A 16,908-nucleotide genomic window follows, 5' to 3' on the forward strand; every position below is an offset into this window, starting at 1 on the left:
AAAAAACAAATTCATTTTTATAAAAACAATAACCAACTAAGGAACAGTAATGAAGCAATTTGAAGCAAACTTTGATGGGTTAGTAGGACCAACACATAATTATGCCGGATTATCTTTTGGAAATGTGGCCTCTTACTCGAATGCAGCACAAGCCTCAAACCCTAAGGCAGCAGCTAAACAAGGTTTACAAAAAGCCAAAGCACTTGCTGACTTAGGTATGATACAAGGTATGCTTGCCCCTCAAGAGCGACCAGACCTTTATACACTACGCCGAATTGGTTTTAGCGGAACAGATGCTGAAGTTTTGCAAAAAGCCTCTCAGCAAGCGCCTGCTTTGCTCAATGCATGTTGCAGCGCATCTAGTATGTGGACAGCAAATGCCGCCACAGTATCACCTTCTGCTGATACCCGCGATGGCAAAGTGCATTTTACCCCAGCCAATTTAGTGGACAAATTACATCGAAGTATCGAGCCTATCACTACAGGTAATATTTTAAAGGCCACGTTTAATAATGAACGTTACTTTAAACATCATCAACATTTACCAGAACATGCTAGCTTTGGAGATGAAGGCGCCGCCAATCACACTCGTCTGTGTGCAGATTATGGCCAAGCTGGGGTTGAGTTATTTGTTTATGGTCAAAGTGCAACTAACCCTAACGCTCCAAAACCTGCAAAATATCCCGCCCGTCAAACATTAGAAGCATCTCAAGCAATTGCCCGCTTGCATCAACTAGAAGATGAAAGCTGTGTTTTCATTCAGCAAAATCCAGATGTGATCGATCAAGGGGTATTTCATAACGATGTTATCTCTGTCGGCAACCAGAATGTATTGTTTTATCATGAGCAAGCTTTTATCGATACCGAGACAAAATTTGCAGAAATTCGCAATAAAATGAATACAGAGGTGCATTTTATAAAAGTAGCAACTGAACAAGTTTCTATCGATGATGCTGTGCGCAGTTACTTATTTAATACCCAAATCATTACCTTGCCTAATGGTGAAATGGCCATTGTTGCGCCAACTAATTGTCAAGAAAATCCGGCCGTCTTTGCTTATTTAAATGAATTAGTCACTTTAGGTACCCCCATTAAGCAAGTCCATTACTTTGACGTAAAACAAAGCATGCAAAATGGCGGAGGGCCTGCATGTTTGCGTTTGCGCGTAGCAATGAACGAGCAGGAAATTGCCGCCGTCAATCAACACACCTTAATGAATGATGCTTTATTTAACCGACTGAATCTTTGGGTTGATAAGCACTATCGAGATACTTTAACGGTTGCAGACCTTGCTGATCCGCAATTAATTATTGAATCACGCACAGCTTTAGATGAGTTAACCCAAATATTGAAATTGGGCAGTGTTTACCAGTTCCAAAAATAGATAATTTCAAGCTAAAATTTGCCAATAAAAAATGCCGCTAACTAGCGGCATTTTTGTTGTTTGTTATTGGCTATAAAACATTAAAGAATAGTCACACCAATCGACACAACTTGCGTGGTCACCCCACTTGGAGTTTCAACTTCAACAAAAAATACTCCCGTATTGGGTTCATCTTCACCTTTTAGTGTTACCCCGAAGTCTTGGCCACCATTGTAGTTGGTGCTAGGCCAAACGTATTCACTGTCACTTACCACAGAACCAGCTGTTGTTTTAAAGCGAACGATTGTACCTGCTGGCATTTGTTGATTATGTAAATCTGAAATAGTGAAGTAAACCGATGCCGCACCTTTTCCAACAATAGTGATATTACCACCTAAATGAATACCGTCACGGTCGTTTATAATAATGTCGTCTGGTGCTGTTGCAAATGCTTTGCTACCAGACATAACCATGACTAAACTTCGACGGACATAAATAGACTTAGAATCGCTTACGCCATCAGCACAGCCAGCATGAGCAGGAGTTGAACAAAGTACGCCATTGTACAAGCCGTCTTTAGTATCAAATACACCATTAGAATTAAAATCAATTAACTCTTCTAATGCCCCACCATTTTGACCACCGGTTTGTTGAGGATTAAATATGCCATCTTCATTATAATCATTAAAAGCATCATTCAAATCAAATGCTTGACCGGTTACATCTCTACCATTTAAAAACTCTGACACTTCACTGGCATCGAAACGTCCATTACCATTTAAATCAGGGAAAGACTCTTCACCGATTGCGGTAGCAGTAATCGTAGCTCGTCCACCATATTTTTGGCCATATATATTGCCATACACATTTAAAGCAGGATCATAAGACAACGCAGAATCTGGGTTGCGATTCATTAGACCTGTACCATCAATAATTACTTCACCTTCTGGACGAGGTAATTGACTTGTCCAAGTGACTGAACAAGCACCTTTTACAGTTTGACATGCATCTTCAATCGAACCACCTTCAGTGGTGAATGAAACCGTTGTTCCATCAGGTACTGGGTTATTGAAAGCATCTGCCATGCGAGCAGTCACAACAACAGTAGTGCCGTCTCGATTCCAACCCTCAGCATTTAATACTTCAGCAGATAACGAGAAACTATCTTGATCAGGAATACCGGTAGAAATTATCAACTGTTTTGATTGACTTGTAATTGCAGGAACGGCACCATTTTCAACAGTTGCAGTAACACGAAGCGAAGTCGCTACTGTGCCAGAAGTAACTACGGTTTGCACAATACCTTGGTTGTTGGTGGTTGCCAATATAGGCGTAATTGCCACACCACCGACTGAGGTATTTAATGAAAACGACACTTCCTGATTACTGACTGGATTACCATTTTTATCAAGCACTTTAAATTTGACAGTTGATGACTCAACACCGCCTGTTCCTAAAATACCAATGTTTTCAGGCTGTGCAGACACAAAAGAAATACTTCCCACATCCGCTTGCAGCACATTTATAGTTCCTACCGCGGATAGGCTAATACCACCGGCATTGGCCGTCACATTAATTTGGTCTTCGCCCACACAGCCTTGAGCTAAATAGGTGGATGTCGCAATACCATTACTTGATGAAACAGGTGAGCTAATCTCAGCTTGGGCTGGATTTTTAGTCGCACAAGTGGATGAAAAATTAACATCTACGGGTTGAGTAAATGGGTTACCTTGATCATCTTGAATACGGACAGTAATGGTTGCGGTGCCGCCAGCAGATAAATCTGTCGTACTAACTTCCGCTTTACCCGCTTCGAAATTTTCCCCTGTGCCACTGCCCATCACAACATTCGTCGCGCCAACCACAACAATAGTTTTACCTACTTCATTGGTTGGTAAAATAGCACGCACCTCACCAGCACCCAGAGCACTTCCTGCATAGATATCGACAGTTGCTTTGCCTTGTGCATTTGTTACGGCTGTTTTAATCGGTAAATCACCAATATCACTTTCAAATGCCACAATAGTGGGTTTGTTAATACCTGTTACTGTTGCAGTTAACTTACCAGGAGATAAAGTGCTAATCGTTTGTACCACTTCACCTGACAAGTCGGTTAATACCAAAGATACCTGAGCCCCACCGCCAGCTTCTCCGCCATCACCGACCATAGTTAAATTAATGAATGCTGATTCACCTGTTGAGGTAGTTGCAGTTACCGTTGCACCAGTATTAATTGATGCAGTATTTAACGTAACAGTCGCAACCCCATCAGAGTTGGTTGCTACCTGCCCCGTTGCTGGAGAAAAAGTGCCGTATGAATCATCGTTCAACTCAAAAGTAACTAAAGTGCTTATGGCATTACCATTTGAATCAATAACAGTTGCCGTTAAGGTAGCAGGCTCAGCAACGGAGACCTGGGTATTATCCACTGATAAAGATACAGAAATAGTTACTGGTGGAGGAGTTACCCCGCCACCGTCTTCAGAAATACTTCCCCCACCACCACAAGCGAAGAGTATGAACGAACAAATTAACGCTAAATAAACTTTAATTGCTGACCTCATTGTCAGGCTCCCTGTTACATTAAAATAATACTTATGATTTATAATAGTCACTAATAAAGTAATAATACACAAACATCTGATAACTATGCCACAAACAACATCTTTTATCCGACACATTATAGCAAAAACTTTAACTTTTATGGCATTTCATAACTGCTGTTTTCCTGCTAGTCTTTTGCAGTCAATAAAACAATACAGATAAAAATAATGGGAAGGATTGATTGTGAGTGATAAAAAACAGCTCGGGCTTACGAGTAAAATTTTGATAGGTATGGCCGCAGGCGTGTTACTTGGTCTGTTGTTAAGAAATACCTTTCCTGAAAATTTATTTATCAAAGATTACATTACTGACGGATTATTCCATGTAATTGGTGCTATTTTCATCTCAAGTTTAAAGATGCTTGTTGTACCATTAGTGTTTGTCTCTTTGGTATGTGGAACAAGTTCATTAAGCGACCCATCAAAGTTAGGGCGTTTAGGCGGTAAAACTATTGCTTTCTACTTATTCACCACTGCGATTGCTTTAACCGTTGCTATTCTTGCCGCCGTTGTGGTTCATCCAGGAAGCGCTAGCCTCGCATCATCAACTATGGAGTTCAGCGTAAAAGAGGCTCCAAGCCTTGCTGAAGTGATCATTAACATAGTGCCTGATAATCCGGTACAAGCAATGACCCAAGGCAATATGCTGCAAATCATTTTATTTGCTGTCATCTTTGGTTTTGCTATTTCACACATCGGTGAACGCGGCGAGCGCATTGCACTTTTCTTTAATGATTTAAATGAAATCATTATGCGTGTTGTTACTTTGGTAATGCAACTTGCGCCATATGGTGTGTTCGCGTTAATGGCCAAGTTAAGTTTAACTTTAGGGCTTGAAACTTTCGGCAGTGTGGTTAAATACTTCTTCCTTGTGGTGGCAGTATTATTGGTGCAAGCACTAGTCGTATACCCAGCCTTACTAAAAATATTTTCAGGTTTAAGCCCGTTAATGTTCTTACGCAAAATTCGTGATGTACAATTATTTGCCTTTAGCACTGCAAGTTCTAACGCAACGTTACCTGTCACGATTGAAACCGCTGAGCATCGCATGGGGGTTGATAATAAAATTGCCTCGTTCACCCTACCATTAGGGGCAACCATCAATATGGATGGTACTGCTATTATGCAAGGTGTCGCGACAGTATTTATTGCCCAAGTATTTGGTATCGAGTTGAGTCTGACTGATTATGCAATGGTTGTTGTTACTGCAACATTAGCCTCAATTGGTACTGCTGGTGTACCAGGTGTGGGTCTGATTATGCTAGCAATGGTATTAAACCAAGTTGGCCTACCTGTTGAAGGCATTGCTTTAATCATTGGTGTTGACCGCTTACTGGATATGATCAGAACGGCAGTCAACGTCACTGGCGATACCGTGGCTACCGTTGTAATTGCAAAATCTGAAGGCGCATTTGACGAAACAACCTTTAATAACTCTCAAGCAGGTAAAGCTGCTAGAAGTTTTGAAGAACAAGTACGTAACGCCAAGATATAAGCTATTGAACAAGCTAGTTTAACCGTCACAAACGATCACCGGTTAAGTACAAAGAGGCGCATTGATTGCGCCTCTTTTGTTTTTGCTTTATAAAGGGAAAGTCAGTTAATTTAGTATCTGATTATCTTACATTTACCTCATGGATTAAAAATGGATTTGACCCTTCTAGCCAGCCTTGCCGTTATACATACCATTGCGCTTATTAGCCCCGGACCCGATTTTGCTATTATAGTCAAAATGGCCACTCAGCAAAGTAGACAAACGGCATTGGCCTGCGCGGTGGGGATCTCCCTAGCGATTCTAATTCATACACTGCTGTCGCTTTTGGGTATAAGCTTGATGATAAAACAATCACCTGTCGCATACACGCTGGTGCAATTTATTGGGGTCAGTTATCTTGCTTGGATGGGCTTTCATGCTTTAAAGTCAGCTTGCATACATTTTTTGAACAATACGCCCATTAATCAAACTACTACAACTAATGATGTGGCAACAAAAACAGAACTCCACAATCAAAACATGAGCCACTTTGCTGGTTTTAAAATTGGACTATTAACCAATTTATTAAATCCTAAAGCACTGATATTTTTTATTACCCTATTTACGGTGCTTATCACCCCTGAAGTAGATGCCTATACCAAGGCTGCTGCAGCAAGCATTTTATTTTCTCTTTCTATATTATGGTTTAGTCTGTTAGCGTTAGTATTATCAAAACCGAAGATCCAACAACAATTACTAAAAGCGACCAATATCATTGATGCATTAGTCGGGATTATTTTTTTGTCCGTATCGATTACTATTTTTGTAGGGCTAATTAAAAGCTTGATATAAACCTGAAAGATAAAAATTGAATCTATCAAAAAGTCATCATGGTTATAGGAGTTGCGAATGCGAATATTGGTAATTGAAGATGACCCCATTTTATCCCATCATCTAAATGTACAATTATCTGAACGAGGTAACCAAGTTCAGATAGCCAATACAGCTAAAGAAGGCTTTTACCAAGCAACTAACTACCCTATCGATATCGCGATCGTCGATTTAGGCCTGCCTGATCAGGACGGCATCAGCCTGATAAAATCATTACGCTTAGCAAAACTTACTGCGCCGATTTTGATTTTAACAGCCCGTATTAATTGGCAAGATAAAGTTGAGGGGCTTAATGCTGGTGCTGATGACTACTTAGTTAAACCGTTTCAAAAAGAAGAGCTAATAGCTAGACTAGATGCCTTAGTTCGTCGCAGCGCAGGCTTTGTTAAACCCATTATCAGCTGCGAAACCTTAGCGTTAGACTTATCAAGTAAACAAGTCACTATCAATCAACAGCCATTTGAGATAACGGCATTTGAATATCAAATTTTAGAATATTTAATGCGCCATTTTCATGAGGTGATCAGCAAACAACAACTACTTGACGTAGTATATGGCGATAAGGAAGGCGACCCAAATACCATTGAAGTAATGGTCAGTCGCTTACGTAAAAAATTAGCCGCCGGCGGTATTGAAGATGCGATAATGACAATTCGTGGGCAAGGTTATAAATTTAACTTACTATGCAATTAATCGCTAACCTCAAAAATCGGTTATTTACCCGAATGTTTGTTACCTCACTTAGCATTATCGCATTAGTGGGATTTGGATTTGCATGGTTAGTAATACAGCTCAACGCTCAAAGCCAATATAATCAAGCAACAGCTAACTTAATTAGCGAGCTACCCGTAATCGCCGCTGAGTTTCAAGAGAGTAATTTAGTGCCCATCACTCAGGCACAAGACAACGATAATATTGAAACCAGCTATATTATGGCCACCTGTGACAACCAATTTAATAGCTTATGGCGCTCAACCTTAGCCAAACAAAGTGCATTAGATAACATTTGTGAAAACTATCGACAGTCACTTGATGGCAACAAAGCGTACTATTTAAGTTTTCACAATGATCAAACATATCTTGTTTATAAACTGAGTACCCTTATTGATCAAAAAAGCTTTCATTTATTAATATTAAAAGATGCGCAAAAAATTAAACAAAACCTAAAAAAGTTCAAAAGATTAACCTACTTTAGACTTGCGATGGTACTTGGTGGTGCAATATTTTTACTCATTAGCGCTGCTTATTGGGGATTATTGCCACTTAAACGCTTAAAACAAGAACTGCTAAAATTAAAACAAGGAAAACAGCAGCAATTTTCCAATAACTATCCTATTGAGCTGCAAGAGATAACCCAAGCACTCAACCAACTTGTAGATCAAAATGAACAGCGCCAAGCGCGCTATCAAAATGCCATGAACGACCTCGCACACAGTTTAAAAACGAGACTCGCAGCCAGCGTCGCAATTATTGATGATAAACAACTGACAGCCAATGAAAAACAGCTACAAATTTTAAGCCAAATTGAAGATATGGATCACTTGGTTAAATACCAATTAAAACGAGCCATGATGGGACGCCAAGGTTTACTTCATGAGCAGACAGATATAAAGCCTATTATTGATCAAATTGTACAGTTGCTTAGTAAGCTCTATCAGCACAAACATATTCATTTTATGGTTAATTGCCCAAATACGTTATTAGTGCCTATCAGTAAGGCAGATTTGATGGAGCTATGTGGCAATATTATTGAAAATGCTGCAAAATTTTGTATTAGCTCAATTAACATAACGGCTTCAACTACCGCAGATATGTTTAATTTAACAGTTGATGATGATGGTCCCGGAATTGATGAAACGTACCGCCAAAAAGTAATTCAACGCGGGGTAAGAGTTGATACTCAATATTCAGGTCAGGGAATTGGTTTAGCGGTATGCCATGAACTCGTCACCAGTTACTCAGGCACCCTTGAAATACAGACCAGCACCTTACAAGGTGCATCAATTATTATTGCAATACCATTAGCATCAAACTAATCACGATGCTTAGTACAATTTAACTAACTGCTTTCTATCAACTGATTGGCAATATCATGCAAATTTGCAAGCCTTTTAGGTCAATAATTTAAACATGTAAAAACAATCTTTCATTTCGTTATCAATGCTACAAAAGTCAGCAGCAATAAACTCGATTTTTTGCTGCTGCAAATCACCAGAAAGTGCTAACATTGCTGTATGCAAGTTACCTACAAGTTATCTAGTTGTTGGAGATGAGTGTTTTATACTCATCTCCCCCTGAAAAAAGAACATTTTACCGACATATAATAAGAGCAATAATTAATACTTTTTATGAAAAAAAACCTTAGAATTGACGTATCAGAACTTAGAGTTGGGATGTTTGTTAGCTTACCTATCTCATGGAAAGAACATCCATTCTTATTCAATCAATTTAAAATTAAGTCTCACTCACAGATTGAAGTGATAAAATCGCTAGGCTTGGACATGGTTTTTTTTAATCCTGACAGAAGTGATGTAGAATCCAGCGATACAAACCATAAATGTTCAGAGCAGAAAGAGGATGAAATCTCTGTCAACTCCTTAAAATTGAAAATGCAAGAACAAAAGTCTGCGCAAATTGAAGAAAACAAAAAACTAAAACGCAATTTAAAAAAAACCGAAAAACAATTTGACCGCTCTGTCTCTATGATGCGTTCAATGGTGACCAAAATATCAAGTCGCCCATTAAACGCAGTGAATGACGCCAAAGATCTCATTAGCAATCTGACCTCTATGTTACTTGATGAACAAAACCTTGCTTTACATCTAATGGGCGATGCCAAATCAGGAGATGTGCTTTATCATCACTCATTAAATATCTCCATGATTTGCATGTTAATGGCAAAAGAGCTTGGTTGGACACGCGAAGAAATTGAACTGGTTGGTATTGGCTGTTTATTTCATGATATTGGCAAATTGAAAATCCCCTCCACTATCATTAATAAAGTTGTCCCACTATCCACCCCAGAAGAAAACTTAGTTAAACAACATCCATTAATGAGCTTAAATTTTTTAAAATTGGCTGATAGTTTCCCTGAAGAAGCCAAACCTATGATAGCTAACCATCATGAATATCTTGATGGTAGTGGTTCCCCCAAAGGTATAAAAGAGCAAGAGCTTGATAAATTCTCACAGCTAATCTGCGTCGTTAATGAGTACGATAATTTATGTAACGGTAATTTGAGGGTGAAAGCGAAAACACCTAGTGTCGCTTTAGGATTATTGTATAAAAACTATAAAACCAAACTTAATAAAGAATACACTGAAAAGCTGATAAAAATGCTTGGCGTATACCCACCAGGCAGCATAGTAGAATTATCAAGCGGGCAATTTGGTATGGTTATGTCGGTTAACTTAAATGACATTTTGCATCCAAGTATTATCGCATACGACCCGTTAGTGCCAAAAGAACAAGCGCCAATTGTTAATCTTGCTAATGAGGGGATTAACGTTGTCAGAAGCATACCTGCCTCTGGTCTTCCTGAAAAAATTTATAAATACTTATCGCCAAGAGACAACATTAGCTACGCCTTTGGCAAAGCATAATAATGGCCGACTTAACGGGCTTTATTCATTCTGGCGTTAGCTGTCACTTATAGCCAACCTTTACGTTTGAAGAAGAAGTAAGTCCCCGCAGCACTGGCAAACATTAATCCAACCGCCATCGGATATCCGTATTGCCAAGCAAGCTCAGGCATTCTGGCAAAGTTCATCCCATAACTACTCGCAATTAATGTTGGTGGTAAAAACACCACGGCTGAAACCGAGAAAATTTTAATGATTTTATTTTGCTGCAAGCCACTAAAGCCCATGGCAGCATCAAGCAAAAACTTCAACTTATCAAAAATAAACTGACTATGAGGCATCAAAGATTCAATATCCGATAACATTTCACGAATATCTTTTAAATTATCATCTGATAATTGCGAGCGGTAATAACGTTGCATATAACGTAATGAACGCTGAGTATCGAGCAAACTTAAACGTATTTTTCCATTTGAGTTTTCTTGTACAGTGATTTGCTTAAACACCGCATCTAACTCTTCATCATTAAACACTTGCTCGCTTAAATTATCTAACACGGTATAAACGTCTTCGATGAGATCCGATAAATAATCCACTTTTAAATTAAAAAGTTCCAACAACAACACTTGAGGAGTGTCGATATCAAGTCTCCCCAATCGCAAATAGTTACGCAACAGGCGTATAAGGCCAACATCCTCTTCACGTATGGTAAGCAAAAAGTTGTCGCGTAAATTAAATGAGACGTTTACCGCACGTACATCTGAGCCTACCCGTTGTGGAAACAAAGAGTTAATATGAAGACCATCTTGGTTTTGAAAAAATCGCGCAGAAGCTTCAATCTCGTTAATATCTTCTTCATCAGGGACATCTTCAGACGAAAAACGGCTCAACCACTCTCGCTCTTCATCATTGGGCTTAAATAAATCAAGCCATAAGGTGTTAGCTGGTAAACGGTCATCGGCAGTTAATTCAGTAATTGAAAGCTGACGATTTTGATAGATATAAGCTGTGATCATAAAGCCCCCATGCGTTTGTTTTACAAAAAAGAGCAAAATCAAACAAGATGTTGGTAGAAAATGGCGCTAGTTTACTAATTCTAGATTGAATGAAAAGTAAAAAAGATGAAAATAATCAAAATCAGAAGAAATCGAACTCAAACAGCTATTTTTCCTGCTTAACTAATGTAAAAAAGCGTCCATCGAGGACGCTTAATATAAATTAGATTGATTTTTCAACAGCAAAAAACGTAAATATTATTCACCTTTAAGGCGGCGATCAAGTTGATCTTTAAGATTCGCCGGAACACCTTTAATTAAAATGGTGTCAGAAATGGGATCATAAATAACACGCTCGCCTAAGTGACCGCCATCAAAGCTTAGCGTAACACCACCACCTGTTCCGGAAAACTTTTTCAACGTACGTAAACTGGCCTTATCAGCAGGAAACTCTTCGTCAAGTTCATAGTTACCACCACAAGCAAAATCATAAAACGAATCCATCCCCTGATCGGCTAATTCATCTGCTAGATCTTTAACGTCAATATCAGCACCCAGATCAGCGCGCTCAGCACAATATTCAAATACTTTATCGCGACATTGCTGACGTTCATCTTTGGTTAACTCACTGCCTGCAACAAAATCTTCAACCGCATGGATCAAAGTTTTGTTTTGTGCCTTGCTATTGACCCCTTCAACACAGCCCATAAAGTCTAGAAAGAAGTCAGCCACTTTACGCCCTGCACGGCCACGAATAAATGAAATGTATTTTTTCGAGGCTTTATCAGCTTGTAACTCAGTTAAGTCTATTCTTGCCGCCAATTGAATATTATTTAAATCCAGATGGTTGTTTTGCGACAACTCCATATCATCTAATACCGTCATAGATGATTTGGCACTTAACAGCGCAACAAACAAATATTCACTCGCCATGCTGCTGTAGCAAGACATCAACAAAAATCCACCTTGTGAAAAATCATACTTGGCTAATTCTTGTTGCAACAGTTGGCTGGCAATCACGGTAAAATCAACAAAGCCGGTGTCACCATCACGATAAGATTGTAACGCATTAGCAAAGGCATCATTTGCCTCACCATCTTCTTGTGGCACACCAAAATAACCGAAGCCTTTGCCCGCTTTACTCGAATAAGTTTGATGAAGCTCCTCAAGCATGGCCTCAACCGCTTGGCTATTTAATAAAGGTTGTGGACGTAAGCGACAGGCCATTTGCCCCTGACTATCTAACGATATCTCGTGAATAATGGCTTGTTCAATATTAATACTCATAAGTCCAATAACCTTTGAAGAAACAGAAATTTTGCAGAAGCTTGATATAATATACTTATTTAAACTGTGAAGGTATAGAAAACATGGGCAAGCTTGCCTGAAATCCGTTATCATTATCCGTTAATTGATAACTCTTTCACTATAGTTAAAAATATGGCAATCCAATCAAAATACAGTAACACCCAAGTAGAAGCGCTAATTAGCGAATTATTAGCAGTGCTGAGTAAGCATCAAGCCCCCACAGATTTAAGCTTAATGGTGCTTGGTAACTGCGTGACACACTTACTTGAGAAAAAAGTACCAGCAGAATCACGTCAAGTGGTGGCAGAACAATTTGCAAAAGCATTAACGCAGTCGATCAAATAATCGACACCTGCAGGTTTTGACAATGTATTTAGGGATCCATTAAAACATGAGCGAGCGTAAAAAACAGATGGCACGTGACAAGGTCTCACGCCTTGTTAATTGGGGACATTGGTTTGCCTTCTTTAATGGCTTGCTCGCTATGCTTATTGGGTCTCGTTACATTTCTAGTGTAGGTCAACCAGATTCCCTTATCAGTTGGGGCTATCTCACCTTAAGCACCATTGGCCATTTCACCTTTTTGGCATTTATTGTTTATATTGTTTTTATTTTCCCGATCACTTTAATACTACCTTATTCAAAAATATTGAGAGGCTACGCCGCTTTTATTGCCTCTATGGCACTGTACACTTTGCTCTATGACACCGTTATTTATAATGACTACGGCGTGCACTTAAGCCCATTTGCGTTTGATTTAGCTTGGCAGGACCTTAACGCCTTATTGCACAGTACATCTTATATTGTTACCCCAATTGTTATCCTCATTATTGAATTAATTGCAGCTAACTTTATCTGGAAGCGCATTGATAAAATTCAAAAACAACAATGGGGCCATAAACTGGTACTGTTTGTGGGTGCCTGTTTTATTAGTAGTCATTTAATTCATATTTGGGCAGATGCCACCAATGTAACCGATATTACCCGCTTTGATGATACTTATCCGATATCCTATCCCGCAACGGCTAAAACCTTTATGGAATCGCATGGTGTAGAGGGTAATACGGCTTTTAGTGATCCTGAAAATTATGTGAGTAACATTAGTTATCCAATTGAGCCGCTACAATGCCAAGCCGATAAACACCCAAATGTGCTACTAATCAGTATAGATAGTTTACGTAAAGACATGGTTGACGAGCTCACCATGCCATTTTTAAGCCAATATGCAAAACAAGCGCTAAAGTTTAACCAACACTATACTGGCGGGACTAACTTCGACACCAGCATGTTTAGCTTACTTTATGGCCTACAAGGTAATTACAGCGACAAACAAGACTTTAACTATTTAGCGCCAGTATTAACTCAACAGCTACATCAGCAAGGCTATCAATTAAGCCTGTTTACGGGTCGACACCAGCAAAGTTTATTAAATATTAATGCCATGTTTACTGATTTCACGCCCTTTATCAGTAACGATGAAGATGGCAGTGCCAGCGCCGATATCCAAAGCATTAATGCATTACAAAACTGGAAAACCCATCAAACAACCCCTTGGTTTGCTCTTTTAAATCTATCTGCACCTAGAAATTATGATACCCCAGTAGGTTTTCTTGGTATTGAAACCATTAAATCACCTGCTGATTTAAAGCCAGCTCAAAAGGTGTTATTTAACCAATATCGTCAATCGCTGCGCTTTGTTGATGAACAACTGCAACAGCTATTATCAAATACAGATAAAGATACTGTTGTCATCATTACTGGCACTAATGGTCAAGTCTTCACTAGTGATATGGATGACGCCCGACGTGATTTGTCTCCAGCAAATGTTAAAGTACCGCTTATTATTTATTGGCCAAATATCAGAGCAAACGAGATAAATCACCGCACCAGTCATTACGGCATAGCGCCTACCATACTGAGTAAGGTATTAGGATGCACCACCCCAGCAGAGCAATACAGTTCAGGCAGAAGTTTATTAGAGCCTAATCAAGAAACTTGGATTTACATTGGTAACAGCCGGGAGTTTGCCATATACCAAAAGAACGAAATTACCGTTTTGGGCCGTTACGGTAAGTATCGGATCTACGATTTAAATTATGACAAACGTTTAAGAAAGAAAATGAGCGCACCGGAACTCATCCAAGTGATGCGAGAAGGCCGACGTTTTTATAATCAGTAGTCAAAAATTGGCAGTATTATTAGTGTAAATCAGTCAAAAATGAATAGATTATAAGCAATTAATATTCACTGATTAACTAAGTACTTGCGTCAATCTAAGTCAATTGATACAGTGCTTCCACACTAAGTTTTACCCCACGTTGCGAACTTAGTAAGCAATTATTTCGGTATGTAGCGCAGCCCGGTAGCGCACTGTCATGGGGTGTCAGGGGTCGGAGGTTCGAATCCTCTCATACCGACCAAATTAAACTCAATAAAGCCTGTAGTCATCAAATGATTACAGGCTTTATTGTATCTAAAAATCATTCCTTATTATTTTTTCAGCTCATATCAACAATAAGCCAATGCAACAAACACAGGGTAATGATTTAACTTAGCGCTATAGCCTTTCATCATCTACCCTAAAACACTAATCACAGTAAATAGCTGCATTAATGGCACAACTTACACGCATTTCCATCATAGTATTGCTGAAACGCAATGTTGCTTAATACGAACTAGCAAAAAACCAACGAAATGTTAAATAAACCAACATTAAACTTAACATTGTTAGGTTTAAAAATTCACACATGTTAGTCTGCTTTGCTAATGAAAAAATTATTTTTCATTAAAAGAGCCCACCTTATATGACCAAAACAAATTCACTATTTTTAATTTCTTTCACTTATGTCTGTGTGATGACAATGAGTGCCTGTAGCAGTACGTCAAAACTCGACGTGATAAAATCAGGAGACTCTGTGGCGTTTGTAACTATTTCAGATACAGACAAAAACTTGCCCTTTAATATTTCCAATAATGGAATAGGAGAAGATGCTACAACTGGAGGGCTTGCAGGTGCAGGCGTGGGGGCGGCAGCAGGATTATTCTGTGGGCCAATCTTTTTTATCTGCTCTCCGATTTTAGCTTTAACTGGAGCCGTTGGTGGAGGTAGTTTAGGCGCTGTCGTTGGCAGCGTAACAGGACTTTCAACAGAAGACGAAGCTAATTTATCAAGTAAAACCACCAATTTTATTAACACCAACCAGCCACAAACAAACCTCTTAACGGAAGTAACAAAACAAGCCGGTAAAAACTTTACAGTTGTTGATGCTCCATATGATAACCAAGTCTCAATACAAATTCAGTCACTACAATTTAATTCATTTAGTGATGGCAGAATTGCACTTTCTTTAGAGGTCGCAGTTGTTGTTAACTACCTAGAAAAACCTGAGATCGGTTTAAGCCATCGCCATCAACCCTGACTTTTCTGTAGGTGTGATGTTCAATGATGGCTTTTCTGGTTTTAGGCAATATGCGATTAATCCACCTAGCAAGTTCAACATGAATCCATGTAAACTCCTGTGTCTTGAATGCTCTATCTGAGAAATATTCTTCAGTTGGTCGTTGATGGTTTCAATGATGAACCGTTTAGACAGCATTGCTCTGTCCCAAGCCGCTAATATCTTCGCCTTCATGTTCTTTCGTTGAGTTGTTATAAGAGTGATCCCGTTTTCTTTCAAATCTTCAGTCAGCGCCTTACTGATATAACCTTTATCGGCGTAAAGCTTATCGAGTAGCCCTTTTGACAGTTCCCGAACGGGCTTTCTGTCATCCGTATTAGCAGGAGTAAGCTTAGCTGCCACAATATCGCCAAGATGATTGGTAATAATGTGCAGCTTAAATCCATAAAACCAGCCCATTGTTCCTTTGCCTCTTGCAGCCGTTCCTTTGAATACCTTGTGTCTCGGGATGCGTAAGTTATGGCAGACTTTAATGCTTGTAGAGTCAATAAACTCAATACCTGTAGGCACTCCTTTAACATGGGTAAAGAAAGCACTTAGTGGTATAAGCATCGATGGCATCACTTCAATAAATCGGGTGTAACTGAGAAGTTTAGGGAAATCATTTTTGTAATAACGACAGATAATTCCCAGATAAAAGTTTTTAAAATCACGCTGATGAGACATATGAAAAGCGACAATGATTGTCATAATTTCGCTTTCAGACATTCGTCCTTTACGATTACGCTTTCGCTCGCCACTTTCAAGTTGAAGTTGCTGCCACTGAGGTAGAAAAGCCTTACAAAAATCATCGACATGACAAAATAAATCTACTAGTTTACGCATAGCTGGTTCCTTTGTGGTCAATCCTTCTTGGTCGAAAGATCTGATCATGGAACCAGCTTTTAGTTCCCTTCTATTTTTATCCCGAATTCAGGTTAGAAAAGGAACGAAAACGTAATAAAACAAAATCTTACCAATATCAGGGGCCACCTGAATTTGTTGAAACTTGGTTAGAGCAAGATGATAATTTTTATCAGCAACGCTTCAATGATGCTTATCGCACTATCAGTGATCAAATAATTAGAACGCTGTAGCTTTGTCATAGAAATCAAATTGAACATTTTAACTGATACACGTTTTTGGTTTAGCTGATCCACAACAAAACCGGTACTTTGTGTAATATATTGATTGATAATCTTGATGACATTGACGCGAATTATTATTCTGCTGTCTAAAAAGAATCAAAAAAGCCT

The 16,908-nt window shown here is 39.0% G+C and carries 13 protein-coding genes and 1 tRNA gene; 10 read left to right on the forward strand and 4 right to left on the reverse strand.

The window, feature by feature from the left end:
* The first annotated feature begins 49 nt into the window (after window positions 1-49).
* Window positions 50-1,384, forward strand: coding sequence for an N-succinylarginine dihydrolase (gene astB / locus HBH39_RS10235; protein WP_167677959.1), 1,335 nt, complete (start codon window positions 50-52; stop codon window positions 1,382-1,384).
* Between the two features lie 80 nt (window positions 1,385-1,464).
* Here astB and HBH39_RS10240 read toward each other — a convergent pair whose 3' ends face one another.
* Complete coding sequence (locus HBH39_RS10240) at window positions 1,465-3,927, reverse strand: Ig-like domain-containing protein (RefSeq protein ID WP_167677961.1); 2,463 nt, start codon at window positions 3,925-3,927, stop codon at window positions 1,465-1,467.
* A 223-nt stretch (window positions 3,928-4,150) separates the two neighbouring features.
* Between HBH39_RS10240 and HBH39_RS10245 the strand changes: the two genes are divergently transcribed.
* The 5 genes from HBH39_RS10245 to HBH39_RS10265 all read left to right on the forward strand — a co-directional run bounded on the left by HBH39_RS10245 (window position 4,151) and on the right by HBH39_RS10265 (window position 9,933).
* Window positions 4,151-5,461 carry a dicarboxylate/amino acid:cation symporter gene (locus HBH39_RS10245; RefSeq protein ID WP_432280109.1) on the forward strand — a complete coding sequence of 437 codons (1,311 nt, stop codon included), beginning with the start codon at window positions 4,151-4,153 and terminating at the stop codon, window positions 5,459-5,461.
* Between the two features lie 150 nt (window positions 5,462-5,611).
* Window positions 5,612-6,292, forward strand: a complete 681-nt coding sequence (locus tag HBH39_RS10250) for a LysE family translocator (protein WP_167677966.1) — start codon at window positions 5,612-5,614, stop codon at window positions 6,290-6,292.
* 57 nt (window positions 6,293-6,349) lie between these two features.
* On the forward strand, window positions 6,350-7,024 hold the full coding sequence (locus HBH39_RS10255) for a response regulator (RefSeq protein WP_167677968.1): 675 nt from the start codon (window positions 6,350-6,352) through the stop codon (window positions 7,022-7,024).
* Window positions 7,015-8,367, forward strand: coding sequence for an ATP-binding protein (locus tag HBH39_RS10260; RefSeq protein WP_167677970.1), 1,353 nt, complete (start codon window positions 7,015-7,017; stop codon window positions 8,365-8,367). The genes HBH39_RS10255 and HBH39_RS10260 overlap by 10 nt, the downstream gene beginning before the upstream one ends.
* A 312-nt stretch (window positions 8,368-8,679) precedes the next feature.
* Entirely contained in the window at window positions 8,680-9,933 is a 1,254-nt protein-coding gene (locus HBH39_RS10265) for an HD-GYP domain-containing protein (RefSeq protein WP_167677972.1), read from the forward strand.
* Between the two features lie 47 nt (window positions 9,934-9,980).
* Here the strand turns inward: HBH39_RS10265 and corA are convergent, their stop codons facing one another.
* Together corA and yejK are read right to left on the reverse strand one after the other, a co-directional pair.
* A complete protein-coding gene (gene corA / locus HBH39_RS10270) occupies window positions 9,981-10,928 on the reverse strand; it encodes a magnesium/cobalt transporter CorA (RefSeq protein ID WP_167677974.1) in 948 nt (315 codons plus the stop codon).
* Between the two features lie 237 nt (window positions 10,929-11,165).
* Complete coding sequence (gene yejK / locus HBH39_RS10275; protein WP_167677977.1) at window positions 11,166-12,194, reverse strand: nucleoid-associated protein YejK; 1,029 nt, start codon at window positions 12,192-12,194, stop codon at window positions 11,166-11,168.
* Window positions 12,195-12,347: 153 nt separating this feature from the next.
* On the opposite strand from yejK, the gene HBH39_RS10280 reads away from it, so the two are divergent.
* The 4 genes from HBH39_RS10280 (at window position 12,348) to HBH39_RS10295 (ending at window position 15,634) form a co-directional block, all read left to right on the forward strand.
* Window positions 12,348-12,560 carry a YejL family protein gene (locus tag HBH39_RS10280; RefSeq protein WP_167677979.1) on the forward strand — a complete coding sequence of 71 codons (213 nt, stop codon included), beginning with the start codon at window positions 12,348-12,350 and terminating at the stop codon, window positions 12,558-12,560.
* A gap of 46 nt (window positions 12,561-12,606) precedes the next feature.
* Entirely contained in the window at window positions 12,607-14,394 is a 1,788-nt protein-coding gene (locus HBH39_RS10285; protein WP_167677981.1) for a DUF3413 domain-containing protein, read from the forward strand.
* Between the two features lie 164 nt (window positions 14,395-14,558).
* Window positions 14,559-14,635, forward strand: a tRNA-Pro gene (locus HBH39_RS10290).
* 384 nt (window positions 14,636-15,019) lie between these two features.
* Window positions 15,020-15,634, forward strand: a complete 615-nt coding sequence (locus HBH39_RS10295) for a hypothetical protein (protein WP_167677983.1) — start codon at window positions 15,020-15,022, stop codon at window positions 15,632-15,634.
* On the opposite strand, the gene HBH39_RS10300 is transcribed toward HBH39_RS10295, so the two are convergent.
* Window positions 15,611-16,498, reverse strand: coding sequence for an IS982 family transposase (locus HBH39_RS10300; RefSeq protein ID WP_167674774.1), 888 nt, complete (start codon window positions 16,496-16,498; stop codon window positions 15,611-15,613). The genes HBH39_RS10295 and HBH39_RS10300 overlap by 24 nt on opposite strands.
* Window positions 16,499-16,908: the final 410 nt, after the last annotated feature.

It is taken from the genome of Shewanella aestuarii (assembly GCF_011765625.1).
Lineage (GTDB): Bacteria > Pseudomonadota > Gammaproteobacteria > Enterobacterales > Shewanellaceae > Shewanella > Shewanella aestuarii_A.